This window comes from Streptomyces sp. NRRL F-525 (assembly GCF_000716605.1).
Classification (GTDB): Bacteria; Actinomycetota; Actinomycetes; order Streptomycetales; family Streptomycetaceae; genus Streptomyces.
Genome location: NZ_JNXE01000016.1, coordinates 119,912 through 143,385 on the forward strand (window position 1 = coordinate 119,912; position 23,474 = coordinate 143,385).

The window sequence follows — 23,474 nt, forward strand, 5'->3', positions numbered from 1 at the left end:
GTAGGCTGCGCCCATGCAGGCGACCGCTTACACCTACGACGCCGGGACCCGTACCGGAAGTGTGCTGCTCGACGACGGCACCCCGGTGTCCTTCGACGCCGCCGCGTTCGACGCGGGCGGGCTGCGGCTGCTGCGGCCGGGGCAGCGGGTGCGGATCGAGACCGAGGGGCCCAGGGACGGCCTCAGGGTCACGCTGGTGACGCTGCAGACCTTCTGAACGCCCTTTCCGTACGCGGCCCTTCCGTACGCCCCTGAACACGCCGCGGGCCGGACTCCCAGAGGGAGTCCGGCCCGGCGCGTGAGTGCCCTGCGCCCCGTGACTAGCGGGTGGTGGCCTTCTTGGCGGTGGTCTTGCGCGTCGCCGACTTCTTGGCGGGGGCCTTCTTGGCCGCAGCCTTCTTGACCGTGCCGGTGGCCTTCTTGGCCGCCGTCTTCTTGGCCGTCGCCGTGGTCTTCTTGGCGGTCGCCTTCTTGGCGGTGGCCTTCTTGGCCACCGTCTTCTTGGCGACCGTCTTCTTCGCCACGGTCTTCTTCGCGGCGCCCGTCGCCTTCTTGGCGGTGGTCTTCTTGGCCGCGGCCTTCTTGACCGTCGCCGAAGCGGTGCCGCTCAGGCTGCCCTTGGGCGCCTTCTTGACGGCGACCTCGCCGCCGCGCGGGAGCTTCTTCGAGCCGCTCACCAGGTCCTTGAAACCCTGGCCCGCGCGGAAGCGCGGCACGGAGGTCTTCTTGACCCGAACCCGCTCGCCCGTCTGGGGGTTGCGGGCGTAACGGGCCGGACGGTCGACCTTCTCGAACGAACCGAAGCCGGTGACCGAAACCCGGTCCCCATTGACGACGGCACGGACGACTGCGTCCAGAACCGCGTCGACCGCCTCGGCGGCCTGCTGACGGCCACCGACCTTGTCCGCAATCGCTTCTACGAGCTGCGCCTTGTTCACGTCTTCCCCTTCGGAGACATTGCCGGAACGAAACTGCTCCGGCTTTTTCGCACGTTAGGCAGATATATACCGCAAATCAAACACGAAACGGGCTAATCACCCGTGCGCCGCAACGATTTCGGCTGTCCTGGACTTGTTTCAGCGTTCCTCTTCCGGGAATCGACCCGCGTCGAGGTCCTCTGTGAACCGGTCCAGCCGCCTTGTCGCGTCGGCGAGATCGTGCTTGGCCGCGGCCGTAATGACCAGCAGCTTCCGGGCCAGCGCCATCCGTACGCCCTCCGGGACTTGCAGTGCGCGCACCCTTGTGTGCGCTTCCTTGAGTTGGTCCGCGACTGCCGCATAGAGCTTGAGTTGGCCGTCGTGTTCCATGCACAGATTGTGCCATCTGGGGCGAGTTGTCGCCTGCGGGGGTAGCAACTGGTGCCTCAGACAGCGTTCCGGAGCCCGGCGGCAGCCTTGGCTCAAAGCTGCGCCTACCCCGTCAACACCCTGTCTAACACAGGGAGTTGAGCAAAGCGTTGCAGGCGCGCAGGGCCGTTCGGGTGCAGACATGGCTGTACCCCCAATCGTGGCGATCGGGGGTACAGACGGGGGTGTCGCGTGGCCGAATCTCGACTCGGGGAAGGCCTCGTGAGGTCCTTCGGGTCAGACCTGGACCGTCCGCGGCTTGTACGAGGGGCGCTTGGCCTCGTACGTGGCGATGTCGCCCTCGTTCTGGAGGGTGATGGAGATGTCGTCCAGGCCGTTCAGCAGCCGCCAGCGGGCGTTCTCGTCGAGTTCGAAGGCGGCGGTGATGCCTTCGGCGCGCACCTCGCGGGCCTCCAGGTCGACCGTGACCTCGGCCTGCGGGTCCTTCTCGGTGAGGTCCTGCAGCGCGTCCACGATCTTCTGCTCCAGAACCACCGTGAGCAGGCCGTTCTTGAGCGAGTTGCCGCGGAAGATGTCGGCGAAGCGCGAGGAGATGACGGCCTTGAAGCCGTAGTTCTGCAGCGCCCACACGGCGTGCTCACGCGAGGAGCCCGTACCGAAGTCGGGGCCGGCCACCAGGACCGTGGCGCCCTTGCGCTCGGGGCGGTTGAGGATGAAGTTCTCGTCCTTGCGCCAGGCCTCGAAGAGGCCGTCCTCGAAGCCGTCCCTGGTCACCTTCTTGAGCCAGTGGGCGGGGATGATCTGGTCGGTGTCCACGTTGCTGCGGCGCAGCGGGACGGCCCGGCCGGTGTGCGTGGTGAATGCTTCCATGACTCTCAGACTCCAGCGGGCACAGGGGCGTCGGACAGGTCGGCGGGCGAGGCCAGGTGACCCAGCACGGCGGTCGCGGCGGCGACCTGCGGCGAGACGAGGTGCGTACGGCCGCCCTTGCCCTGCCTGCCCTCGAAGTTGCGGTTGGAGGTGGACGCGGAGCGCTCACCGGGCGCCAACTGGTCCGGGTTCATGCCCAGACACATCGAGCAGCCCGCGTGCCGCCACTCGGCGCCGGCCTCCTTGAACACGACGTCCAGGCCCTCGGAGACGGCCTGGAGACCGACCCGCGCGGAGCCCGGGACGACCAGCATCCGTACGCCGTCGGCGACTTTGCGTCCCTCGACGATCGCGGCGGCCGCACGCAGGTCCTCGATACGGCCGTTGGTGCACGAACCTACGAAGACGGTGTCCACCTTGATGTCGCGCAGCGGCTGGCCGGCCTCCAACCCCATGTATTCCAGGGCCTTTTCGGCGGCGAAGCGCTCCGAAGCGTCTTCGTACGAAGCCGGGTCGGGGACGGACGCCGAAAGCGGCGCGCCCTGACCGGGGTTGGTGCCCCAGGTGACGAACGGCGCCAGCGAGGGACCGTCGATGACGACCTCGGCGTCGAATTCCGCGTCCGCGTCGGTCTTCAGGGTCTTCCAGTACGCGACGGCGGCGTCCCAGTCCTCGCCCTCGGGGGCGTGGGCGCGGCCCTTGATGTACTCGAAGGTGGTCTCGTCGGGGGCGATCATGCCCGCGCGGGCGCCGGCCTCGATCGACATGTTGCAGATGGTCATGCGGGCTTCCATCGAGAGCTTCTCGATGGCGGAGCCGCGGTATTCGAGGATGTAGCCCTGGCCGCCGCCGGTGCCGATCTTCGCGATGATGGCGAGGATCAGGTCCTTGGCGGTGACGCCGTCGGGCAGTTCGCCGTCGACCGTGATGGCCATGGTCTTCGGACGGGCCAGCGGCAGCGTCTGGGTGGCCAGCACGTGCTCCACCTGGGAGGTGCCGATACCGAAAGCCAGCGCCCCGAAGGCGCCGTGCGTGGAGGTGTGGGAGTCACCGCACACGACCGTGGTACCGGGCTGGGTCAGCCCCAGCTGCGGCCCTACGACGTGGACGACGCCCTGCTCGACGTCGCCCAGGGAGTGCAGGCGTACGCCGAAGTCCGCGCAGTTCTTGCGCAGCGTCTCCAGCTGGGCCCGGGAGACCGGGTCCGCGATGGGCTTGTCGATGTCGAGGGTCGGGGTGTTGTGATCCTCGGTGGCGATGGTGAGGTCGAGGCGCCGCACCGGACGGCCCGCCTGACGGAGACCGTCGAAGGCCTGCGGGCTGGTCACCTCGTGCAGCAGGTGCAGATCGATGAAGAGGAGGTCGGGCTCGCCCTCGGCGCGCCGGACGACATGGTCGTCCCAGACCTTCTCCGCGAGTGTCCTACCCATCGCTTTCCCTCCGGCCGGCAAGACAGCGCCGGCCCAACTAGAGATCTTTGAGGAGACGGCGCTCGCACCCCTGGTTCACGGGCAGCCGCCGCCTGGCCCGTTCGGTACGCGGGCCGCTGTGCCTACAAGAGTTGCGCGTCTCACGAAAAAAGGAACTTGCGTTTCACAGAGTGAGACGCGAGTATCGTTTCATGGACAACAGTAGCGGCGTCGGCGTCCTGGACAAGGCAGCCCTTGTCCTGGGCGCTCTGGAGTCCGGTCCGGCCACCCTCGCGGGTCTGGTCGCGGCGACCGGGCTGGCACGACCCACGGCACACCGGCTGGCCGTGGCTTTGGAACACCACCGCATGGTGGCGCGCGACATGCAGGGCCGGTTCATCCTCGGCCCCCGTCTCGCCGAGCTGGCCGCGGCCGCCGGCGAGGACCGCCTGCTCGCCACGGCGGGCCCGGTGCTCACACACCTGCGGGACATCACGGGCGAGAGCGCGCAGCTCTACCGCCGCCAGGGCGACATGCGCATCTGCGTCGCCGCCGCGGAACGCCTGTCCGGCCTTCGGGACACGGTCCCGGTCGGCTCCACACTCACCATGAAAGCCGGTTCGTCCGCGCAGATCCTGATGGCCTGGGAGGAGCCGGAGCGCCTGCACCGCGGCCTCCAGGGCGCCCGCTTCACGGCCACGGCCCTCTCGGGCGTACGGCGCCGGGGCTGGGCCCAGTCGATCGGCGAGCGCGAGCCGGGCGTCGCGTCCGTCTCCGCGCCGGTGCGCGGCCCCTCGAACCGCGTGGTGGCCGCCGTGTCCGTCTCCGGCCCCATCGAGCGCCTGACGCGCCACCCGGGCCGTATGCACGCCCAGGCGGTCATCGACGCCGCCGCCCGCCTCTCCGAGGCCCTGCGCCGCACCGGCTGATCCGCCGGGAAGATCTCGAGGAGGGCCTGCCTCAACGCCGCGGCAGGCCCTTCGTCATGTCCGGACCCCGAACTCCTGGTGAACCAGGCCGAGTTGACACACCGGGCGGACAACGCGAAAGCCCCTCCACCGAAGTGGAGGGGCTCTGCTGTATGTACCCCCGACCGGATTCGAACCGGCGCTACTGCCGTGAGAGGGCAGCGTGCTAGGCCGCTACACAACGGGGGCCAGATCGTACGTTTCCGCAGATCAAAGCTGGTCTACCAGGACTCGAACCTAGAATGACGGTACCAGAAACCGTAGTGTTGCCAATTACACCATAGACCAAGGTGATTCAAGGTAAAGCGTACCCCCGACCGGATTCGAACCGGCGCTACTGCCGTGAGAGGGCAGCGTGCTAGGCCGCTACACAACGGGGGCCCTAGCGATCCTGCATGAGAGGCGGCGGGTGCGACCCGACCACCTTCCTGGGAAGGATCTGTACCCCCGACCGGATTCGAACCGGCGCTACTGCCGTGAGAGGGCAGCGTGCTAGGCCGCTACACAACGGGGGCTTTGCAGAGTTGACCTCTGCGGTTGCAGATGAGCTCTGCGAGCTGGCCTACCAGGACTCGAACCTAGACTAACGGAACCAGAAACCGTCGTGCTGCCAATTACACCATAGGCCACTAAGACGCAATCCCTGTCGGGATCTTGTTCTAGCGTTCGCCCCCAGGTGGCTGACCTTTCGGTCTGCTCTCCGGCGGCGCAGGAAGAACATTACCTGAAGGTGGACGGGGCTCCAAAACGGGTATCAGCGCCGAGGATCGCGGGGAGTTCGGCGAGCGAGGCGATCCGGTGGCGCCCCACGAAGGCCTCACCAGGGGTGTGACCGCCGTGACGGTCGATCCACACGGACAGCAGTCCGGCGTCCGCGGCACCCCGCCAGTCGATCTCGGGGTGATCTCCGACATACGCGACCTCGTGCGGCGGCAGGTCCAGCGCCTCGCAGGCCGCGAGGAAGGCGCCGGCCTCGGGTTTGGAGACGCCCAGCTCGGCCGCGCACAGGACGGCCTCGAAGCGGTCGTGGACACCGAGGGCGCGCAGTTTGCGGTCCTGGACGGTGAGGCTGGAGTTCGAGAGGACGGCGTGCCGGTGGGTGGCCGCGAGGGCGTCCAGGACGGGCAGGACGTCCGGGAAGAGGGCCCAGGCGGTCTCGTAGTGGGCCTTGTAGCGCCGGAACCAGTCCTCGGCCTCGGCGTCGGTCAACTCCCGGTCCAGGAACTGCCGGACGCGGTCCAGCCGCTGTCCCTCGAAGGAGACCTCGCCGGCCGAGAAGCGCGCCCAGTGGAACTCGGTGGCCACCCGCCAGCGCTCCAGGGCGTCCGCCAGGCTCCCGTCCCCGTCGGCCGGTCCCTCGGCCAGCAGGTGCTCGCGCATGGCCGCGCGGTCCGCACCCGTGTAGTCGAACAAGGTGTCGTCGACGTCCCAGACAACGGCCCGAATGGTCATGATCCGACGGTAACCCGGGGCCCGGGGGCGCGTCTGCCCCCCACCTGCTGTCACACGGGGGCGACGAAGAAGTCCGTGACGAAGCAGGTGACTTCACCGGCCGCCGTACGGCCGATGAAGGTCGGATACGCGCCGTCGCCCCAGCCCGAGGTGAAGGCGATCAGGTTGTGACCGGTGTCGGGGGCGGTGATCAGGTGGGGTCCCGGGGCCCACTTGCTCTGCTCGAAGGCGTCCCACAGCGGGCCCTCGTCGCCCTCGCACTCCGGGAAGGAGCCGTCGACCGACGCGTCGTAGAACGCGCCCGTGCCGGCGTCGACCCCATAGCCGTAGAACTCGTCCTCCGTGAGTTCGGCGAGGTCCTGGCCGGGCTGGAGGGCGAGTTCCCAGGCGGCGGTCGGCTCGTCCCGTATGACCAGGCGGGCGGCGGCCACGCGCAAGTGCGGGTCGTCGGACGGGAGTTGGTCGGGCTGGGTGAGGGTGGCGACGGCCGCTTCTACGCGGTAGTGGCCGGGGGCGACGGCGACCGTGAAGGGTTCCGCCTCGCCCTGGCCGAGGCCGACGAAGGGGTCGCAGGCGATCACCTGGCCGGTGGGGAGCCAGAGTTGGCCGCCGTCGACGAGGTGGATCACGCCGACCGTGCCGGTCTCGTCCTCCCTGAACTCGCTGCCCGGCGTGAACAGCCAGGTGTAGTCACGAGCGGTCATCGGCATGAAAGGTGCCTCTCCTGAACGATCTTCAATGATCCGGAACCCTAACGCCCCGCACTGACAACGCCGAAGGGACGGCAGGCCGTTGCGGCTGCCGCCCCTTCACGCGTGCGTGCGTTACGCGGCCAGCTTGGCGAGGGCCGCGTCGATCCGGGCGAGGGTCTTCTCCTTGCCGAGGATCTCCAGGGACTCGAAGAGCGGCAGCCCGATCGTGCGGCCGGTGACGGCGACGCGGACCGGGGCCTGCGCCTTGCCGAGCTTGAGGCCGTGGGTCTCACCGGCGGCCAGGACGGCCTCCTTGAGGGACTCGGGCGAGGTCCAGTCCGCGGACTCCAACCTCTCGCGTGCCGTGCGGAGAAGGGCGTCGGAGCCCTCCTTCATGGCCTTCGTCCAGGACACCTTGTCCTCGACCGGCTCGGCGAGGAACAGGAAGTCGACGTTGTCCGTGATCTCGGAGAGGACCTTCAGGCGGGTCTGCGCGTGCGGCGCGACGGCCTGCCACTTGGCCTCGTCGAAGTCCTCCGGCGCCCAGGGGGCGAAGGGGGCCTTCAGCCACGGCGCGCAGCGCTCGGTGAAGTCCTTCACGTCGAGCAGGCGGATGTGGTCGGCGTTGATCGCCTCGCACTTCTTCAGGTCGAAGCGCGCCGGGTTCGGGTTCACGTCGGAGATCTCGAAGGCCGCGACCATCTCGTCCATCGAGAAGACGTCCCGGTCGCCGGAGAGCGACCAGCCCAGCAGGGAAAGGTAGTTGAGCAGTCCCTCAGGGAGGAAACCGCGCTCCCTGTAGAGGTTGAGCGAGGACTCCGGGTCGCGCTTGGAGAGCTTCTTGTTGCCCTCGCCCATCACGTACGGGAGGTGCCCGAAGGAGGGGATCTCCTTGGCGATGCCCAGGTCGATCAGCGCCTTGTAGAGGGCGATCTGGCGCGGGGTGGAGGAGAGCAGGTCCTCGCCGCGCAGGACGTGGGTGATCTCCATCAGGGCGTCGTCGACCGGGTTGACCAGCGTGTACAGCGGGGCGCCGTTGGCCCGGACGATGCCGTAGTCCGGCACGTTCTCCGCGGTGAAGGTCAGCTCGCCGCGGACCAGGTCGATGAAGGTGATCGTCTCGTCGGGCATCCGGAAGCGGACGATCGGCGTGCGGCCCTCGGCCTTGTAGGCGTCGACCTGCTCGGCGCTGAGGTCGCGGCAGTGGCCGTCGTAGCCGGACGGCTTTCCGGCGGCGCGGGCGGCGTCGCGGCGGGCGTCCAGCTCCTCCGTGGAGCAGTAGCAGTGGTAGGCGCGGCCGGCGTCCTGGAGCTTCTGGGCGACGTCCTTGTAGATGTCCATCCGCTGCGACTGGCGGTACGGCGCGTGCGGGCCGCCGACCTCGGGGCCCTCGTCCCAGTCGAAGCCCAGCCAGCGCAGCGAGTCGAGCAGCTGGTCGTACGACTCCTCGGAGTCGCGGGCCGCGTCGGTGTCCTCGATGCGGAAGACCAGGGTGCCCTGGTGGTGCTTGGCGAACGCCCAGTTGAACAGGGCGGTGCGGACCAGGCCGACGTGCGGGTTACCGGTCGGCGACGGGCAGAAACGGACGCGTACGGGTGCGCTAGCCACGCTTGACAACCTTGTTGGTGAGAGTGCCGATGCCTTCGATGGAGACGGCGACCTCGTCGCCGACGGTGAGCGGTCCGACGCCTGCCGGGGTGCCCGTGAGGATCACGTCGCCGGGGAGCAGCGTCATGGCCTCGGTGATGTTGACGATGAGATCCTCGATCGAGTGGATCATCTCGCTGGTGCGGCCGAGCTGGCGCTGCTGGCCGTTGACCGTGAGCTGGATGGTGAGGTCGCTCGGGTCGAGGTCCGTCTCCACCCAGGGGCCGAGCGGGCAGGAGGTGTCGAAGCCCTTGGCCCGGGCCCACTGCTTCTCGCGCTTCTGGACGTCCCGCGCGGTGATGTCGTTGGCGCAGGTGTAGCCGAGGATGACGTCCTTGACGCGCTCGCGCGGGACCTCGCGGCACATCCGGCCGATGACGACGGCCAGTTCGGCCTCGTGGTGGAGGTCCTCGGTGAAGGAGGGGTACTGGATGTCGTCGCCGGGGCCGATCACCGAGGTGGACGGCTTGAAGAAGGCGAAGGGGACGTCCGGCACGTCGTTGCCCAGTTCCCGGGCGTGCTCGGCGTAGTTGCGGCCGTAGGCGACGACCTTGTTCGGGAGGACCGGCGGCAGCAGCCTGACCTTGCTGAGCGGGACCTTCGTACCGGAGAGCTCGAAGTCCGCGAACGGGATGCCCTTGATGATGTCGAGGACGAGCTCGTCCGGCTTGTCGCCCTCGACCGCGCCGAAGGCGACGTTCCCGTCGATGGAGAATCTGGCGATGCGCACGGGATCCTGGCGCCCCTCACTGAGCTGGCTGGAGTCTGACGCTCCAGGCTAACGCGGTGCGGGACCCCTGCTCGCGCGATTACTCCGCGGCGGCGGTGACCGGGATCTCCATGAGGATGGTGCGGCGCGGGTTGGCCGTCTGGGCCGGCAGGTCGAGGGAGTGTTCCTGCAGCTCCGGCGTCTGCAGCGGCTCGGCGTCCGTGAGGTGTGCCAGGGTCGTGCGGCGCGGGTTGGCGATGTTGCGGAACATCATCGTGGTCTTCATCGTTGTGCTTGACCCTCGTCGTCCGTGGGTGGGTGGTTGGCAGTATGTGCCCTCATGTAAAGCGTCAGGCTAAACATCCAATTCCCGGCCGAAGACGCGAAGGACCCCTGATCTGCGTGTGAGTTTGCTCACGGCCGCATGGGCAAAGCGTCCAATTCGGACCCCCAACTCACCTCAACGAAACGGACATTGCCCCCTTGAAGCTGTCATTCCGCTCCTGATCATGGCGACTTGGGCACATGGCATGCCCCCAGGGGTCGTAGGGATATGCCCCCTTTGGAGTGAATAGCTTTCTACGTCTCGTGACGCACCCCTCACGCGGTGTCACACAGGTCACAGCCTGGCCTACGGGCCTTGTTGGAGATCCGGCACTGTGCTGGAATTCCACGGACCGCCGCAGAATCAGCCCGGCGCGCAGAGGGCGCAACGCAGCGCCAGGGGCGGCGGAAGGGGGAGCAGCGCCGGTCACTCACGACCACACACTGGGGGGCGCGTTCAGGGCGCTCCCTAAGACGCCGACACCGTCCTTCCGTTCGCGCGGAGGGGCGCCTGGTCCAGAGGTTGCGACGCTAGTGCAGGGACGTTTCAAGAGGGATGGCAGTGCTTCGGCGGAGCCGGAGCCGCATGGCGGGGCTGGCCCCAAGACCGGCAGCTCCTCGCCCCAGCACGCCCAGAACCCGGGCCCGGCGCCGTCAGGCGACGGTGGAGGCCCCGGGCGCCCCGGTGTGTCCGCAGCCCCGACCCCCACGCCCCCGGTGAAGCCGCCGTCGGGCGCACCAGGACCCGGATCGCGCGTCGCTCTGCGTAACTGGCGCATCTCCACGCGCCTGGTCTCGCTGCTCGCGCTCCCGGTGGTCGCGGCCACCTCGCTGGGCGCCCTGCGCATCAGCGACTCCATGACCGACATCCAGCAGCTCGACAACATGAAGCTGCTGACGGACATGACCAAGCAGGCCACCGAGCTGGCCACCGCGCTCCAGGAGGAGCGCGACCAGTCGGCCGGTCCCCTCTCGCACGGTGGCAAGGCCACCGACTACGAGGTCAAGGGCTACGAGGAGAAGACCGACCGCGCCCGCGACAACTTCATCAACGCCTCGGAAGAGGTGGACAGCGCCAGCAAGACCGGCCAGCTCCAGGGTGTCCGGGAGAGCCTGGTCGGTCTCGCGACCGAGCTGGACAACCTCGACAAGATCCGCAAGTCGGCGTACCAGTCGAAGGGCAACTCGACGCAGACGGTCGACGCCTACCACCGGCTGATCAGCCAGCTGCTCGACCTCTCGCAGGACATGGCCGAGGCGACCAGCAACCCGGAGATGATCCAGCGCACGCGTGCCCTGGCGGCCTTCTCCGCCGCCAAGGAGTTCTCGTCCGTGCAGCGCGCCGTGATCGCGGCGGCCCTGCCGAACAACAACACGCAGCAGGGCTCCCTCTCCCCCAACGACCGGCTCTACGCCGACTCCGCCCTGGAGAGCGAGAAGTCGGAACTGAGCATCTTCCGCAACATCTACGGCAACCAGGGCGCCGAGGAACTCATCGCGCCCATCGAGGACGGCAACCCGACCATCGAGTCGGCCGACACTTACGCCCAGCGCGTCCTCGACAACGCCAACGGCCTGGCCTCGCTGGACAAGCGGTCCTACAAGGACTGGGTGGACGACAGCTCGACCAAGATCGAGCAGATGAAGAAGATCGAGCACACGCTGCTCGAGGACATGGAGCAGAAGGCCCGCGAGCTGCGCTCCGCCTCCGAGCGCGAGGCGATCATCTCCGGTGCGCTGATCCTGCTCGTGCTCGGTGTCTCCCTCGTCGGCGCCTTCGTCATCGCCCGGTCCATGATCCGCTCGCTGCGCCGCCTCCAGGAGACCGCCAACAAGGTCGCCCAGGACCGGCTGCCCGAGCTGGTCAAGCAGCTCTCCGAGTCCGACCCGCAGGACGTCGACACGTCCGTGGAGTCGGTCGGTGTGCACTCCCGGGACGAGATCGGCCAGGTGGCCGCGGCCTTCGACGACGTGCACCGCGAGGCCGTCCGCCTCGCCGCCGAGCAGGCCCTCCTGCGGGGCAACGTCAACGCGATGTTCACCAACCTCTCGCGCCGCTCCCAGGGCCTCATCCAGCGTCAGCTCTCGCTCATCTCCGAGCTGGAGTCCCGCGAGGCCGACCCGGACCAGCTGTCCTCCCTCTTCAAGCTCGACCACCTCGCGACCCGCATGCGCCGTAACGGCGAGAACCTCCTGGTCCTCGCCGGTGAGGAGCCCGGCCGCCGCTGGACCCGTCCGGTCCCGCTGGTCGACGTGCTCCGCGCCGCCGCCTCCGAGGTGGAGCAGTACGAGCGCATCGAGCTCTCCTCCGTGCCGACCACCGAAGTCGCCGGCCGTGTGGTCAACGACCTCGTGCACCTCCTCGCCGAGCTGCTCGAGAACGCGACCTCCTTCTCCTCGCCGCAGACCAAGGTCAAGGTCACCGGTCACGCGCTGCCCGACGGCCGCGTGCTGATCGAGATCCACGACACCGGTATCGGCCTCTCCCCCGAGGACCTCGCGGCGATCAACGAGCGGCTCGCCTCGCCGCCCACCGTGGACGTCTCGGTCTCCCGCCGCATGGGTCTGTTCGTGGTCGGCCGCCTCTCGCAGCGCCACGGCATCCGCATCCAGCTCCGTCCCTCCGACTCCGGTGGTACGACCGCGCTGGTCATGCTCCCCGTCGACGTCGCCCAGGGCGGCAAGAAGCCCGCTCCGGGCAAGCCCGGTCAGGCCGCCGTCGGTTCCGCGGCGGCAGCCGCCGCGGCCGGTGCCGGTGCGGCCCGCCGGGGCAACGGCCAGAACGGCTCCGCGCTCGGCGCGGGTGCGCCCGCCGGTGGCAACGGTGGACTTCTCGGTGCCGGGGCCGCTCCGCGCGGCCAGGTCGGCGCCGGTCAGGGCCCGCGGGCCGCGCTGCCCGGTACGGGCGGTGGACGTCCGGGCGGACCCGGCGGTCCCGGTGGTCCGGGCGGTGCGCGTGGACCTCAGGGTCCCTCGGCGCCGCAGGGCCGTCCGGCCGCGGGTTCCGGTGCCGGTCTCTTCGGCCAGGCCCCGGGTGCCCCGCAGGGTCTCCAGGCAGCCGGTCCCGGTGCCCCCCAGGGCTTCGGCGACGGTCGCCAGGACGCCTTCGGCGGACCCCCGCCGCAGGGCAACCCGGTGCCGCCGCAGCGCACGAGCAACGACGAGCCCGAGCCGCCCCGCGGTGGTGGCCGGCGCCGCAACCGCCAGCCGCAGCTTCCGCCGCGCGGTGGCGCCCGGGCCGAGCTGCCCGGCGGCAACAACGGCCAGCGCCCGAGCTGGAGCGACGAGAACGCGCAGCCCCCGCTGGGCCGCGGCAACCTCGACGCCCCGCGCGGTCACGACGAGCGGGACGCGGAGCAGACCTCCCGGATGCCGCGCATCGACGACCGCCAGGGCCCCGCGGCCACGACGGAGATGCCGGCGATACCGCGCCTCGACGCCCAGGACAGCGGCCAGTTCCCGCGCCCCAACGGGCAGCAGAACACGGGCCAGTTCCCGCGTCCCGGTGCCAACGGCTCGCAGAACACCGGCCAGTTCCCCCGGCAGGATGCCAACGGGCCCCAGGACACAGGGCAGTTCGCCCGTCCCGGTGCGAACGGATCGCAGGGCGGCGGACAGTTCCCGCGGCCGAACGCGGGCGGACCGGCGGACACCGGCTTGTTCCCCCGGCCGGACGCCAACTCCCCGCAGAACGGCGGCCAGTTCGTCCGCTCGGACGTCTTCGGCGCTCCGAACACCCCGGCCAACAACCCGTCGAACCCGGCCAACACGGGACAGTTCGCCGTCCCGCAGGCGTACGACCCCAGCTCCACGGGCCAGTTCGCGACACCCGGCTTTGACAACGGCTCCACCGGTCAGCACAATCTGCCGAACCGTCAGAACCCCGCGAACACCGGGCAGTTCGAGCGGCCGCAGGTCAACGGGAACCGCAACGGCGCCGACCTCGGCGCCCAGCGGCCGCCCGCCCCGCAGCGTCCCACCCGCCAGGAGCCCGAGGCGTTGCCGCCTGCCACGGGTCCCGGTGACGGCAGGACGCCGCTGTACGACACGCTGGAGACCAACTGGTTCCACGGCCAGCAGGCGGAACAGCAGCAGAGCCAGACCAACGGCTCCGCTCCCGCCCCGCAGCCGCAGGCACCGTCGGCTCCGGCGACAACACCCCCTCAGCGTTCCACGGGCGGTACGTGGCGCAGCTCGCCGAACGACGACCTCGTCCGGCAGGCAGAGCGTGTACGGCAACCGGCCGCGGGCGGCGTCACCACCTCCGGCCTGCCGCGCCGGGTGCCCAGGGCGAACCTCGTCCCGGGCACGGCTCAGCAGCAACAGCACCAAACGGGTCCGCAGGTCTCCCGTGCGCCTGATGACGTACGCGGCCGGCTGACCAATCTCCGTCGGGGCATCGCACAGGGTCGACAGGCCGGTACGGGTACCGGCCAGACCGGCAGCTTCCCCAGCCCCACTCACCAGCAGGAGCGTTAGTTGAGCCAGATGAGCCAGGCGGCACAGAACCTCAACTGGTTGATAACCAACTTCGTGGACAACACCCCGGGTGTGTCCCACACCGTCGTCGTGTCCGCGGACGGACTCCTTCTGGCCATGTCGGAAGGGTTCCCGCGCGACCGCGCCGACCAGCTCGCGGCCGTGGCCTCCGGGCTCACCTCGCTGACGGCCGGGGCATCCCGGATCTTCGAGGGCGGCGACGTGGCACAGACGGTCGTAGAGATGGAGCGGGGATTCCTCTTCCTCATGTCCGTCTCGGACGGCTCGTCCCTGGCAGTGCTCGCGCACCCCGAGTGCGACATCGGTCTCGTCGGCTACGAGATGGCACTGCTCGTCGACCGCGCGGGGGCGGTCCTCACACCGGACCTGCGCGCCGAACTCCAGGGCAGTCTGCTTCACTGACCGGCCCCGGCACCACCCGTCTCACCAAATCACCGTCCGGCCGCCACAATCCCCCCACCGGCCCTGTCAGACGGCTAGCCCGACCGACTTGCTGTCCCGCCCGGAGGATTCATGACCCCGCCCACCGCCTCTCACGACCCGTACGCCGAGCCGTACGGGGACGAGGGCGACCAGCCGCTGGTCCGTCCGTATGCGATGACCGGCGGCCGGACCAGGCCGCGCTACCAGCTCGCCATCGAGGCGCTGATCAGCACCACGGCCGACCCGGCAGCGCTGATGGGACTGCTCCCTGAGCACCAGCGCATCTGCCACCTGTGCCGCGAGGTCAAGTCGGTCGCGGAGGTGTCGGCACTCCTCGCCATGCCCCTCGGTGTGGCCAGGATCCTCGTCGCGGACCTCGCCGAGGCCGGTCTGGTGGCCATCCACCAGCCGGGCGGCGACGAGAACAACGGCGGCGCACCGGACGTGACGCTGCTCGAAAGGGTGCTCAGTGGACTTCGCAAGCTCTGACGGAGGGCGGGCGACCACCTCCGCGAAGATCGTGGTGGCGGGTGGCTTCGGCGTCGGCAAGACCACGTTCGTGGGTGCCGTCTCGGAGATCAACCCGCTGCGCACGGAGGCCGTCATGACGTCCGCGTCCGCGGGCATCGACGACCTCACCCACACCGGGGACAAGACCACCACCACGGTGGCCATGGACTTCGGACGCATCACCCTGGACCAGGACCTGATCCTGTACCTCTTCGGTACGCCCGGTCAGGACCGCTTCTGGTTCATGTGGGACGACCTGGTGCGCGGCGCGATCGGCATGGCCCGGCTGCGGTAGCACGCGGCGAGCCCTGAATGCAGTGCTCAAGTCGGCAGCGCCATACGGCAGTTGTCGTAGACACCCCGGAGCCGGCTGTGGCCTTTGACACGGTCGGCCCCGGTGTTCATAACGTTTCGGCAGAGGAATCGGGTGGTACCGCAACGCGTCGCGGTCATCCGGTGCCACTGCGCTAACAAAGCCCCGTCTTTTGGCGGGGCTCGCTCTTTATGACCGTTTTATCTGGGGCTTACATCACTCGGAATCCGCGGTTCCGACTGTTTGGAATCGCGCATGCTGACGTGCTGGAATGCGTGAACTGCCCAATAGTCAACGACGTACTGATAAGCAGAGGTCGTTGACGGGCTTGAGACACTGCGGCACGACGATAGGTGCCGACCGCCGGAAGGTTGTTGGTCGAGTGAGGCGAAGCAAGAACGGTCCCGAGCCGTCGGCCCGGGGCAACTTCACCCCGCCGCCGCGCGGAGCGGCGCCCGCCCCTGTGCCAGGCTCGGAGCCCACGGCGCCACCCGCTCCGAGCGGCGGCCGTTTCTCCCCCCGCAACTGGCGGGTGCCGACCAGGCTGAACGCGATTCTGCTCATACCCGTGGTGGTCGGCCTCGTCATGGGCGGCTTCCAGGTGAAGAGCTCGATCGACACCTGGCAGAACGCCGAGGACGCGGAGAAGACCGCCCGCCTGGTGCAGGCGGCCCTGACCTACAGCAACGCGATCACCAACGAGCGTGACACCACCGCCGCACCGCTGCTGCTGGGCAAGGGCGTGAAGGACCCGACGGTCGTCGCCGCCCGCAAGGCCACGGACGACGCCGCGGACACCTTCGACAAGGCCGCGCAGAACATGCCGGACCAGTCGGGCCTGGAACGCCGGCTCAGCCGCTTCCGCAAGGTCGAACCGCAGCTGACGTCCATCCGGGCCGCCGCGTACACCACCAAGTTCACGGGTGTGCAGACCGAAGAGGCCTACGTCAACCTGGAGCACCCGCTCCTCGAGTTCTCGAACGAACTGGGCCTCGGCACCGGCAACATCACCAGCTACGGCCGCTCCGTCTACGCCATCGCACTCGCCAAGGGCGCGCTCTCGCTGGAGCGTTCCATCGGCATGCACCTGCTGGTGAAGCCCGGCCCCGGCGAGGGCAGCCTGGCCACGCAGCGCACCGCGATCACCTCGTACGCGTACCTGGAGGGCATCGCCATCCAGGAGTACCAGGCCGGTGGCACCGACGCGGACATCGCGCGGCTGAACACGGCCCTGGCGAAGGTCAAGACCGACGGCGCGGCCATGGTCAAGCAGGCCGCCGCGCAGGCGAAGGCCGCCAACGAGACGTACGTGCCGCCGCCCGCCAACCCGATCGACATGATCACGGCGATGTCGCAGCTGCAGACCACCGACGCCTCGGCGCGCGCGGTGCTCGCCACGAAGGGCATCACCGCGCAGAACTGGTGGGCGGGTACGACCCTCAAGTACGAGGCCTACCGCAAGATCGAGGAGGACAAGGCCGACACCGCGGTGAGCGAGGCGTCCGACATCGCCAACACCGCCAAGCGCGACGCCATCATCACCGGTGCCGCCGTCGTCGTCGCCCTGCTCCTCGCCTTCATCCTGGCCGGTGCCGTCGCCCGCCAGATGAGCCGCGCGATGCGCCAGCTGCGCAACGCGGCCTTCGGCATCGCCGAGCAGCGCCTGCCGATGCTGGTCGACCAGCTCTCGCGCACCGACCCCGGACGCGTGGACACCCGGATCTCCCCGATCCCGATCACCACGACCGACGAGATCGGCGAAGTCGCCAGAGCCTTCGACCAGGTCCACCGCGAAGCCGTACGACTGGCCGCCGAGCAGGCGCTCCTGCGGGGCAACATCAACGCGATCTTCACCAACCTCTCGCGCCGCAACCAGTCGTTGATCGAGGGCCAGTTGACCCTCATCACCGACCTGGAGAACAACGAGGCCGACCCGGACCAGCTGGAGAACCTCTTCCGGCTGGACCACCTCGCGACCCGTATGCGCCGCAACGGCGAGAACCTCCTGGTCCTCGCCGGCGAGGAGCCCGGCCGCCGCTGGGACCAGCCGGTCCCGCTGGTCGACGTGCTGCGCGCCGCCTCCTCCGAGGTGGAGCAGTACGAGCGCATCGAGCTGTCGGGCGTCCCGGAGGCCGAGATCCACGGCCGCGCCGTGACCGACCTCGTGCACCTGCTCGCCGAGCTGCTGGAGAACGCGACGACCTTCTCCTCCCCGCAGACCAAGGTCCGCGTGACGGCCACCCGTCTCCCCGACGGCCGGGTCATGATCGAGATCCACGACAAGGGCATCGGCCTCACCGCCGAGGACTTCGCGGACATCAACCACAAGCTGGCCAACCCGCCGACCGTGGACGTCGCGATCTCCCAGCGCATGGGCCTGTTCGTGGTCGGCCGCCTGTCCGACCGGCACGGCATCCGCGTCCAGCTCCGCCCCTCCGGCGAGCAGGCCGGCACGACCTCGCTGGTCATGCTGCCGGACGCGATCACGCACGGTGGCGGTGGTGAGTCGCAGCTCCAGCGCGACGAGTTCACCGTCTCGCAGATCATGCCGGAGCAGCCCCAGCAGCCGCAGTACCAGGGCGAGGACTTCAACCAGGCCCCGCTGCGCACGGCCGCCGAGCTCGGCTTCGACGACACCCGCTACTCCGAGGTGCCGGACGACATCCGCGAGCTGGACCCGGTGGGCCGCTCGCTGATGCGCGAGGAGCGCCGCGCGGCCCTGGAGTCCCAGAAGCCGGGCCAGGAGCTCGAAGCGGGCGAGTACGCGGAGTTCAACGAGTTCGACGCCCCGCAGCAGCAGCCGTACGGCAACGGCCAGCAGGGCTACCAGGACCAGCCGACCGGCTTCACCGGCCAGCCGGCGTACGAGGAGCAGCAGCAGACGTCGTACGACGAGCCGCGCCAGCCCTCGTACGACGAGCAGTACTTCCCGCCGAACGGCACGGCACCGGGGACCGACGCCTTCCCCGACTCCTTCCCGGCGAACGGCGGTTACCCGGAGCCGGGTTACGCCGAGCCGGCGCAGGAGGAGCACCCGTCGCAGCACCCCACGGGGTCGGAGACGTATCCGACCTTCGAAGAGCCGTCCTACCAGGACGACTGGCCGCAGCAGGACGGTTACCGCAACGGGTACCCGGACCAGTACGCTCCGGAAGCGGAGTCCACGCAGGCCGCTGACGTGAGTGAGCGGGACCACGTAGGCTTCGAGCGTCCGGGACCGGCCCCCTCCGCAGTCCACGCCCTGACCGACGCCGGACTGCCGCGCCGCGGTTCGACCGGGAACGGCACGAGTACGAACGGTTCGCAGCCCGCGCAGCCGGCCTCAGCGGCGCCGGAGAGCAAGGTCGATGTCTTCGGCACGGCGAACGGCGGCACCGGAGCCGTGGACTGGCGCTCCGCGAACGACGAGCGCTGGCAGCAGGCGTCGGCGCTGAAGAAGCCGAAGGCGGGCGGGGTCACCTCCTCCGGCCTGCCGCGGCGGGTACCCAAGGCCAACCTGGTCGAGGGCACCGCCGAGAGCACCCCGCAGGGCGGCCCCCAGGTCTCCCGCGCTCCCGAGGACATCCGGGGCAGGCTGAGCAACCTGCGCCGCGGGGTCCAGCGGGGACGCAGCGAAGGCAGTGAAACGAACGGTCAGGGCTTCGGCTCTGACAGCACCTACAACCAGGAGCGTTAGTGTGAGCCCGATGAGCCAGGCGGCGCAGAACCTGAACTGGTTGATCACCAACTTCGTGGACAACACCCCTGGGGTGTCCCACACGGTGGTGGTCTCCGCCGACGGACTCCTGCTGGCGATGTCCGACGGCTTCCCGCGCGACCGTGCCGACCAGTTGGCGGCCGTCGCGTCGGGTCTGACCTCGCTGACCGCGGGCGCCTCCCGCATCTTCGAGGGCGGTGCCGTGAACCAGACGGTTGTGGAGATGGAGCGGGGATTCCTCTTCCTCATGTCCGTATCCGATGGTTCCTCGCTCGCGGTTCTCGCGCACCCCGAGGCGGACATCGGCCTCATTGGGTACGAGATGGCCCTTCTGGTGGACCGTGCCGGTACGGTCCTGACCCCGGACCTTCGAGCAGAGCTCCAGGGGAGCCTTCTCAACTAACAGACGGACGGTGCGTTTTGGCGTCCTGAGGCCATAAGGTTTCGGGACGCGGCTCCACATTGATGGGTGCCCGGCACAGTCGGAGGAGGAGAAAGTGGCAACACCCCCAGGCGGTTCGTCTTCGGGCAACTGGTCGTACGGCCCCGGCCAGGGGCAGGGCGACGGTTCCCAGAACCGGTACAACTTCCCCTCCTCGCCGTCCCCGCGCCGCCCGCAGTACCCGCAGGGCCCCGGCCCGTCGCCGTACGACCAGCCTCCGGCGCCGCGCATCCAGCCCGTGCAGCCGCATCGACGCTCACCCGAGTCGGCACCCGCCGGGTCGTCGAGCAACCCCTTGGTGCGTCCGTACGCCATGACCGGCGGCCGGACCCGCCCCCGCTACCAGCTCGCCATCGAGGCGCTGGTGCACACCACCGCGCAGCCGCACCAGATGCAGGGCCAGTTGCCCGAGCATCAGCGGATCTGCAACCTCTGCCGGGAGATCAAGTCGGTGGCCGAGATCTCGGCCCTCCTGACGATCCCTCTCGGTGTGGCCAGGATCCTCGTCGCCGACTTGGCGGAGGCGGGCCTGGTCGCCATCCATCAACCCGGCGGCGACGAGAACGCCGGCGGCCAGCCAGATGTGACACTGCTCGAAAGGGTGCTCAGTGGACTTCGCAAGCTCTAGCGGAGGGCCTTCCCGCTCCACCACCTCGGCGAAGATCGTGGTGGCGGGTGGCTTCGGCGTGGGCAAGACCACGTTCGTCGGGGCCGTCTCGGAGATCAACCCGCTGCGTACCGAGGCTGTGATGACGTCCGCGTCCGCGGGCATCGACGACCTCACCCACACCGGAGACAAGACCACCACCACGGTCGCGATGGACTTCGGCCGTATCACCCTGGACCAGGACCTGATCCTGTACCTCTTCGGTACGCCCGGTCAGGACCGCTTCTGGTTCATGTGGGACGACCTGGTGCGCGGCGCGATCGGCGCGCTGATCACGCTGGTCGAGCACGCGCTCATGGCCCGCCTCCGGTAGTACGCGGCATCACCACGCCAAGGGGCCAACTCCGGCTGGAGTAGGCCCCTTTGTCGTACCCCCTGCCACAATGAACGCTCTTCGGTTCGGCAAGGGGGACAGGATGAGCGCGGAGGCGGCTGCACTACGCCTGGGGACGACCGTGGTGAGGGCGGCGGCGCAGACGTGGCTGGGCGGCAAGCGGCAGGAGCAGGAACGCCGGCTCCCGATGGACGATCTCGTACGACGACGGCTGCCGGGCCTGCGCCAACAGCGCAGCGTCCAGCGCCAGTTCGAGGAGATGGCCGACACGGTGGCCGCACGCCTGGAGCCGTTCCTGGCCCAGGAGTTCCGCGGCCTGGACGAGAGCGGCCGCGAGGCGGCCCTCAACGGGGTGTGCGACACGTTCGAGCGCGCCGACCTGTCCGACGAGGCGATCCTGGCGGCGGACGCCCAACCGGCCGAACTGATCCGCCGCATCACGGCATCGGTGAGCGCGCCGACAGGCCTGAACGAACCCGAGACACGCCTCTACGACCTCCTCTTCAGCGAGTGCTGCGAGTACTACGTCAGCATCGTGCGGACCCTCCCGGTCTTCGAGGAGCGCACCCTGGCCGAACTGCTCGCCCGCACCAGCTCGTTGAGCGACCGGGTAGCCCGCATCCTCGAACGCCTCCCCGACCGCTCCCTGTTCGCCCCCGACGGCACGGATCAGGACCACCAGTTCCGCCGCTGGTACATGGAGCTGGTCAGCAACACCCTCGACGAGGTGGAACTGTTCCGCCGTACGTCCGACCGCGCCGCCGCGCAGGTACGGCTGTCGGTGGCCTACGTCAGCCTGCGCGCCACGGGTGACGACGGAACCCGCCGCCGCTCCGTCCGCGCACTACCCCTCAGGCCGGACCTGAGCGGCTGGGAGGAGTCCGGGACGGAGAGTTCCGGGATGCGGGTGGAGTCGGCGCTCGGCGGGGCGTCCAGGGTCCTCCTGCGCGGTGAGGCGGGCTCCGGCAAGACCACACTGCTGCGCTGGCTGGCGATCACGGCGGCGCGGGGCGCCTTCACCGCGGAACTGGCCGACTGGAACGGCCTCACGCCGGTCTTCGTCAAGCTCCGTGAGTACAGCGGCCGTTCACTGCCCAAGACGCCCGAGGAACTGCTGGACGGCGTCGCCGGGAACATCACCGGGATCATGCCCAGGGGGTGGGTGGAACGCCAACTCCGGGACAACAAGGTCCTGTTGCTGGTGGACGGAGTGGACGAGCTGCTCGGCTCGGAACGGCGGTCGGTACGGGACTGGCTGCGCAAGTTGCTTGGGGCGTACGGCGGCATACGGGTGGTCGTGACCTCCCGTCCGACCGCCGCCGGGGCGGATTGGCTCCGCCGGGAGGACTTCACCGCGCTGCACCTGGACCGGATGACACCGCCTGACCTGGCGGCGTTCGTACGGCAGTGGCACGAGGCGGTGCGGGAGCTGGGGGACGAACTTCCCTGCGGCGTGGACGAGTTGCCGCGCTACGAGCAGTCCCTGCTGAACAGCCTTAAGGACCGTGCGCATCTCCAGTCCCTGGCGGGGACGCCATTGCTGGCGGCGATGCTGTGCGCGATGCATCTGAACCGGGGTAGCCAACTCCCTCGGGATCGCATGGAGTTGTACCGGAACGCGCTCCATACCCTGGTCCACGACCGCGACGCCGACCGGAACGTGCCGAGTGCGGTGGACAGCAAGCTGAGCCTCGGCGACAAGTTGGTCGTGCTGCGGGATTTGGCGTGGCGTCTGTCGGACAACAACCGCAGCGAGATCGCCCTGGACCAGGCTGCCGTCCATGTCGCGGGCAAGCTTTCGGCGATGCGGCACCTGGAGGTGCAGGACGGTCACGGCGTTCTGGAGCAGTTGCGGGACCGCTCCGGGATCCTCCGCTCCCCGGTGGAAGGCCGCCTGGACTTCGTCCATCGGACCTTCCAGGAGTACCTCGCCGCCGAGGAGGCCACGGAGGAGGACCGGATCGGCAATCTCGTCGGGCGGGCCCATCTGGACCTGTGGCGCGAGACGATCGTCATGGCTGCGGGGCATGCCAACTCCCGTCAGCGGCAAGAGTTGTTGGACGGGATCTTGGATCGGGCGGAGGCGGAACCCCGGTATGCGCGGGTGTTGCGGTTGCTCGCGGCTTCTTGTCAGGAGACGTTGCCGACGGTTTCGGAGGGGCTGGCGGGGCGGCTGGACGGGGCGGTCGCGGCGCTGCTGCCGGCTCGTAGGCAGACGGACCCGCCGGCTCTGGCGGCTGTGGGAACGAGCTTGCTGCGGCGGTTGCCGCGTTCTCTGGGCGAGTTGACGGAGAAGGCCGCGGTGCAGACGGTACGGACCGTGGCGATGATCGGCGGTGAGGAAGCGTTGGCGTTGATGGTGGGGTACGCCGAGGACCGGCGCGACCCTGTTATTAAAGGAATCATCGAGGCCTGGGCGTATTTCGACGCGGACGCCTACGGCGAGCAGGTACTGGCGGGGATGCCGCTGGAGGAACACGACGTCAGTCTCAGACACTCCCAGCAGTGGCGTGCAGCAACTCGATTGCAGTCCATCACGAAGCTGTCGATCGACTACCCGCTCCCGACACTCGCTGCCGTGGACCAGCTCCCGCCCCTGAGGATTCTGTCGGTCTACAACCTCCGTGGCCCCGGAGACCTCTCAGTGCTGACGGCTCACCCACGGCTGGAGATGCTCACGGTCTTTGGGCAAGGCAAGCTTCACGGGCTCGAATCCATGGAGAACTTGGGGAAACTCTTCTACCTGGGGCTCGGCCGCGGGGGCATGGCCAACCTCGGCAGTCTGCGTCTTGGGTCGATGACGCCCTCGTTGGGCCTCCACGAGCTGAGCGAGACCAGCGAACTGACGGCATCGATCGATTTGCCCGCTGTCAAATACCTCTATCTGTCGACCGTGAGCATGTGTCAACCGCGTGTCCTGAGGGACATCTCCGCCATGCTCGGGCTCTATTCCCTCAACCTCATAAACATGTACCTGCCGGTGTGGCTGACAGCGCGTGACTCCCTTCCGGCCAACCTGCGAGCGCTCACGCTGTTTGACTGCCTCGTGCCTGCGGACCCCCGCGCCTACTGTGACCTCAGTTCCCTCAACTCACTGACCCTCAGTTCCTGCCAGACTCCCGACGGCACCCCCATCACCACCCTCGACCTCCCAGTCAAAAACCTCACCATCACCTGACCCACAAACGCCAACGGCCCCACCCTCCCGAA

At 69.0% G+C, this 23,474-nt stretch carries 18 protein-coding genes, 5 tRNA genes and 2 pseudogenes; 11 read left to right on the plus strand and 14 right to left on the minus strand.

The features are described 5' to 3' along the window. The first annotated feature begins 13 nt into the window (after window positions 1-13). Window positions 14-217, plus strand: coding sequence for a hypothetical protein (locus OO69_RS23330; RefSeq protein WP_033282688.1), 204 nt, complete (start codon window positions 14-16; stop codon window positions 215-217). Between the two features lie 103 nt (window positions 218-320). Here OO69_RS23330 and OO69_RS23335 read toward each other — a convergent pair whose 3' ends face one another. From OO69_RS23335 to leuC, 4 genes are all read right to left on the minus strand, one after another. Then, window positions 321-938, minus strand: a complete 618-nt coding sequence (locus OO69_RS23335) for an HU family DNA-binding protein (RefSeq protein ID WP_033282689.1) — start codon at window positions 936-938, stop codon at window positions 321-323. Between the two features lie 138 nt (window positions 939-1,076). Further along, window positions 1,077-1,307 carry a hypothetical protein gene (locus OO69_RS23340; protein ID WP_033282690.1) on the minus strand — a complete coding sequence of 77 codons (231 nt, stop codon included), beginning with the start codon at window positions 1,305-1,307 and terminating at the stop codon, window positions 1,077-1,079. A gap of 276 nt (window positions 1,308-1,583) precedes the next feature. Further along, entirely contained in the window at window positions 1,584-2,177 is a 594-nt protein-coding gene (gene leuD / locus OO69_RS23345; RefSeq protein ID WP_033282691.1) for a 3-isopropylmalate dehydratase small subunit, read from the minus strand. A 5-nt stretch (window positions 2,178-2,182) separates the two neighbouring features. Beyond that, window positions 2,183-3,607, minus strand: coding sequence for a 3-isopropylmalate dehydratase large subunit (leuC, locus tag OO69_RS23350; protein ID WP_033282692.1), 1,425 nt, complete (start codon window positions 3,605-3,607; stop codon window positions 2,183-2,185). A gap of 191 nt (window positions 3,608-3,798) precedes the next feature. Here leuC and ndgR point away from each other — a divergent pair, with 191 nt between their 5' ends. Next, window positions 3,799-4,515 carry an IclR family transcriptional regulator NdgR gene (ndgR, locus tag OO69_RS23355; RefSeq protein WP_019068721.1) on the plus strand — a complete coding sequence of 239 codons (717 nt, stop codon included), beginning with the start codon at window positions 3,799-3,801 and terminating at the stop codon, window positions 4,513-4,515. 155 nt (window positions 4,516-4,670) lie between these two features. On the opposite strand, the gene OO69_RS23360 is transcribed toward ndgR, so the two are convergent. The 10 genes from OO69_RS23360 to OO69_RS23405 all read right to left on the minus strand — a co-directional run bounded on the left by OO69_RS23360 (window position 4,671) and on the right by OO69_RS23405 (window position 9,340). Next, window positions 4,671-4,743 (minus strand) — tRNA-Glu (locus tag OO69_RS23360). A gap of 27 nt (window positions 4,744-4,770) precedes the next feature. Further along, a tRNA-Gln gene (locus OO69_RS23365) sits at window positions 4,771-4,842 on the minus strand. 20 nt (window positions 4,843-4,862) lie between these two features. Beyond that, window positions 4,863-4,935 (minus strand) — tRNA-Glu (locus tag OO69_RS23370). A 61-nt stretch (window positions 4,936-4,996) separates the two neighbouring features. Continuing rightward, window positions 4,997-5,069: transfer RNA gene (locus OO69_RS23375), tRNA-Glu, on the minus strand. Between the two features lie 42 nt (window positions 5,070-5,111). After that, window positions 5,112-5,183, minus strand: a tRNA-Gln gene (locus OO69_RS23380). A gap of 91 nt (window positions 5,184-5,274) precedes the next feature. After that, window positions 5,275-6,006, minus strand: a complete 732-nt coding sequence (locus OO69_RS23385; protein WP_033282693.1) for an HAD family hydrolase — start codon at window positions 6,004-6,006, stop codon at window positions 5,275-5,277. 50 nt (window positions 6,007-6,056) lie between these two features. Next, a complete protein-coding gene (locus tag OO69_RS23390) occupies window positions 6,057-6,716 on the minus strand; it encodes a DUF4241 domain-containing protein (protein ID WP_033282694.1) in 660 nt (219 codons plus the stop codon). A 114-nt stretch (window positions 6,717-6,830) separates the two neighbouring features. Next, the gene (gene gltX / locus OO69_RS23395; protein ID WP_033282695.1) at window positions 6,831-8,315 is read right to left on the minus strand and encodes a glutamate--tRNA ligase; all 1,485 of its coding nucleotides are present in this window, start codon (window positions 8,313-8,315) and stop codon (window positions 6,831-6,833) included. Beyond that, the gene (locus OO69_RS23400) at window positions 8,299-9,075 is read right to left on the minus strand and encodes a fumarylacetoacetate hydrolase family protein (protein ID WP_033282696.1); all 777 of its coding nucleotides are present in this window, start codon (window positions 9,073-9,075) and stop codon (window positions 8,299-8,301) included. The genes gltX and OO69_RS23400 overlap by 17 nt, the downstream gene beginning before the upstream one ends. A gap of 79 nt (window positions 9,076-9,154) precedes the next feature. Then, window positions 9,155-9,340 (minus strand): hypothetical protein, encoded by a 186-nt coding sequence (locus tag OO69_RS23405; RefSeq protein WP_019058645.1) that lies wholly within the window; start codon window positions 9,338-9,340, stop codon window positions 9,155-9,157. A gap of 572 nt (window positions 9,341-9,912) precedes the next feature. On the opposite strand from OO69_RS23405, the gene OO69_RS23410 reads away from it, so the two are divergent. The 9 genes and pseudogenes from OO69_RS23410 (at window position 9,913) to OO69_RS23450 (ending at window position 23,442) form a co-directional block, all read left to right on the plus strand. Further along, window positions 9,913-13,857, plus strand: coding sequence for a nitrate- and nitrite sensing domain-containing protein (locus tag OO69_RS23410; RefSeq protein WP_106971095.1), 3,945 nt, complete (start codon window positions 9,913-9,915; stop codon window positions 13,855-13,857). A gap of 9 nt (window positions 13,858-13,866) precedes the next feature. Beyond that, window positions 13,867-14,280, plus strand: a complete 414-nt coding sequence (locus tag OO69_RS23415; RefSeq protein ID WP_005479910.1) for a roadblock/LC7 domain-containing protein — start codon at window positions 13,867-13,869, stop codon at window positions 14,278-14,280. Window positions 14,281-14,391: 111 nt separating this feature from the next. Next, on the plus strand, window positions 14,392-14,790 hold the full coding sequence (locus OO69_RS23420) for a DUF742 domain-containing protein (protein ID WP_019058642.1): 399 nt from the start codon (window positions 14,392-14,394) through the stop codon (window positions 14,788-14,790). Then, window positions 14,771-15,088, plus strand: a pseudogene (locus OO69_RS23425) (GTP-binding protein); the annotation flags it as partial. The gene OO69_RS23420 and the pseudogene OO69_RS23425, both read left to right, overlap by 20 nt. Window positions 15,089-15,506: 418 nt before the next feature. Continuing rightward, complete coding sequence (locus tag OO69_RS23430) at window positions 15,507-18,800, plus strand: nitrate- and nitrite sensing domain-containing protein (protein ID WP_033282697.1); 3,294 nt, start codon at window positions 15,507-15,509, stop codon at window positions 18,798-18,800. 10 nt (window positions 18,801-18,810) lie between these two features. Further along, on the plus strand, window positions 18,811-19,224 hold the full coding sequence (locus OO69_RS23435) for a roadblock/LC7 domain-containing protein (RefSeq protein ID WP_019058640.1): 414 nt from the start codon (window positions 18,811-18,813) through the stop codon (window positions 19,222-19,224). Between the two features lie 94 nt (window positions 19,225-19,318). Next, window positions 19,319-19,891, plus strand: coding sequence for a DUF742 domain-containing protein (locus tag OO69_RS23440; protein ID WP_033282698.1), 573 nt, complete (start codon window positions 19,319-19,321; stop codon window positions 19,889-19,891). Then, window positions 19,872-20,204, plus strand: a pseudogene (locus OO69_RS23445) (GTP-binding protein); the annotation flags it as partial. The gene OO69_RS23440 and the pseudogene OO69_RS23445, both read left to right, overlap by 20 nt. A 142-nt stretch (window positions 20,205-20,346) precedes the next feature. Next, window positions 20,347-23,442 carry an NACHT domain-containing protein gene (locus OO69_RS23450; protein ID WP_033282699.1) on the plus strand — a complete coding sequence of 1,032 codons (3,096 nt, stop codon included), beginning with the start codon at window positions 20,347-20,349 and terminating at the stop codon, window positions 23,440-23,442. Window positions 23,443-23,474 lie beyond the last annotated feature (32 nt).

Bases quoted from the DNA above. Each gene is read 5' to 3' on its own strand.
- OO69_RS23330 (WP_033282688.1), top strand. From the start codon at position 14: ATGCAGGCGACCGCTTACACCTACGACGCCGGGACCCGTACCGGAAGT.
- OO69_RS23340 (WP_033282690.1), bottom strand. From the start codon at position 1,307: ATGGAACACGACGGCCAACTCAAGCTCTATGCGGCAGTCGCGGACCAA.
- leuD (WP_033282691.1), bottom strand. From the start codon at position 2,177: ATGGAAGCATTCACCACGCACACCGGCCGGGCCGTCCCGCTGCGCCGC.
- leuC (WP_033282692.1), bottom strand. From the start codon at position 3,607: ATGGGTAGGACACTCGCGGAGAAGGTCTGGGACGACCATGTCGTCCGG.
- ndgR (WP_019068721.1), top strand. From the start codon at position 3,799: ATGGACAACAGTAGCGGCGTCGGCGTCCTGGACAAGGCAGCCCTTGTC.
- OO69_RS23385 (WP_033282693.1), bottom strand. From the start codon at position 6,006: ATGACCATTCGGGCCGTTGTCTGGGACGTCGACGACACCTTGTTCGAC.
- OO69_RS23390 (WP_033282694.1), bottom strand. From the start codon at position 6,716: ATGCCGATGACCGCTCGTGACTACACCTGGCTGTTCACGCCGGGCAGC.
- OO69_RS23405 (WP_019058645.1), bottom strand. From the start codon at position 9,340: ATGAAGACCACGATGATGTTCCGCAACATCGCCAACCCGCGCCGCACG.
- OO69_RS23415 (WP_005479910.1), top strand. From the start codon at position 13,867: ATGAGCCAGGCGGCACAGAACCTCAACTGGTTGATAACCAACTTCGTG.
- OO69_RS23420 (WP_019058642.1), top strand. From the start codon at position 14,392: ATGACCCCGCCCACCGCCTCTCACGACCCGTACGCCGAGCCGTACGGG.
- OO69_RS23435 (WP_019058640.1), top strand. From the start codon at position 18,811: ATGAGCCAGGCGGCGCAGAACCTGAACTGGTTGATCACCAACTTCGTG.
- OO69_RS23450 (WP_033282699.1), top strand. From the start codon at position 20,347: ATGAGCGCGGAGGCGGCTGCACTACGCCTGGGGACGACCGTGGTGAGG.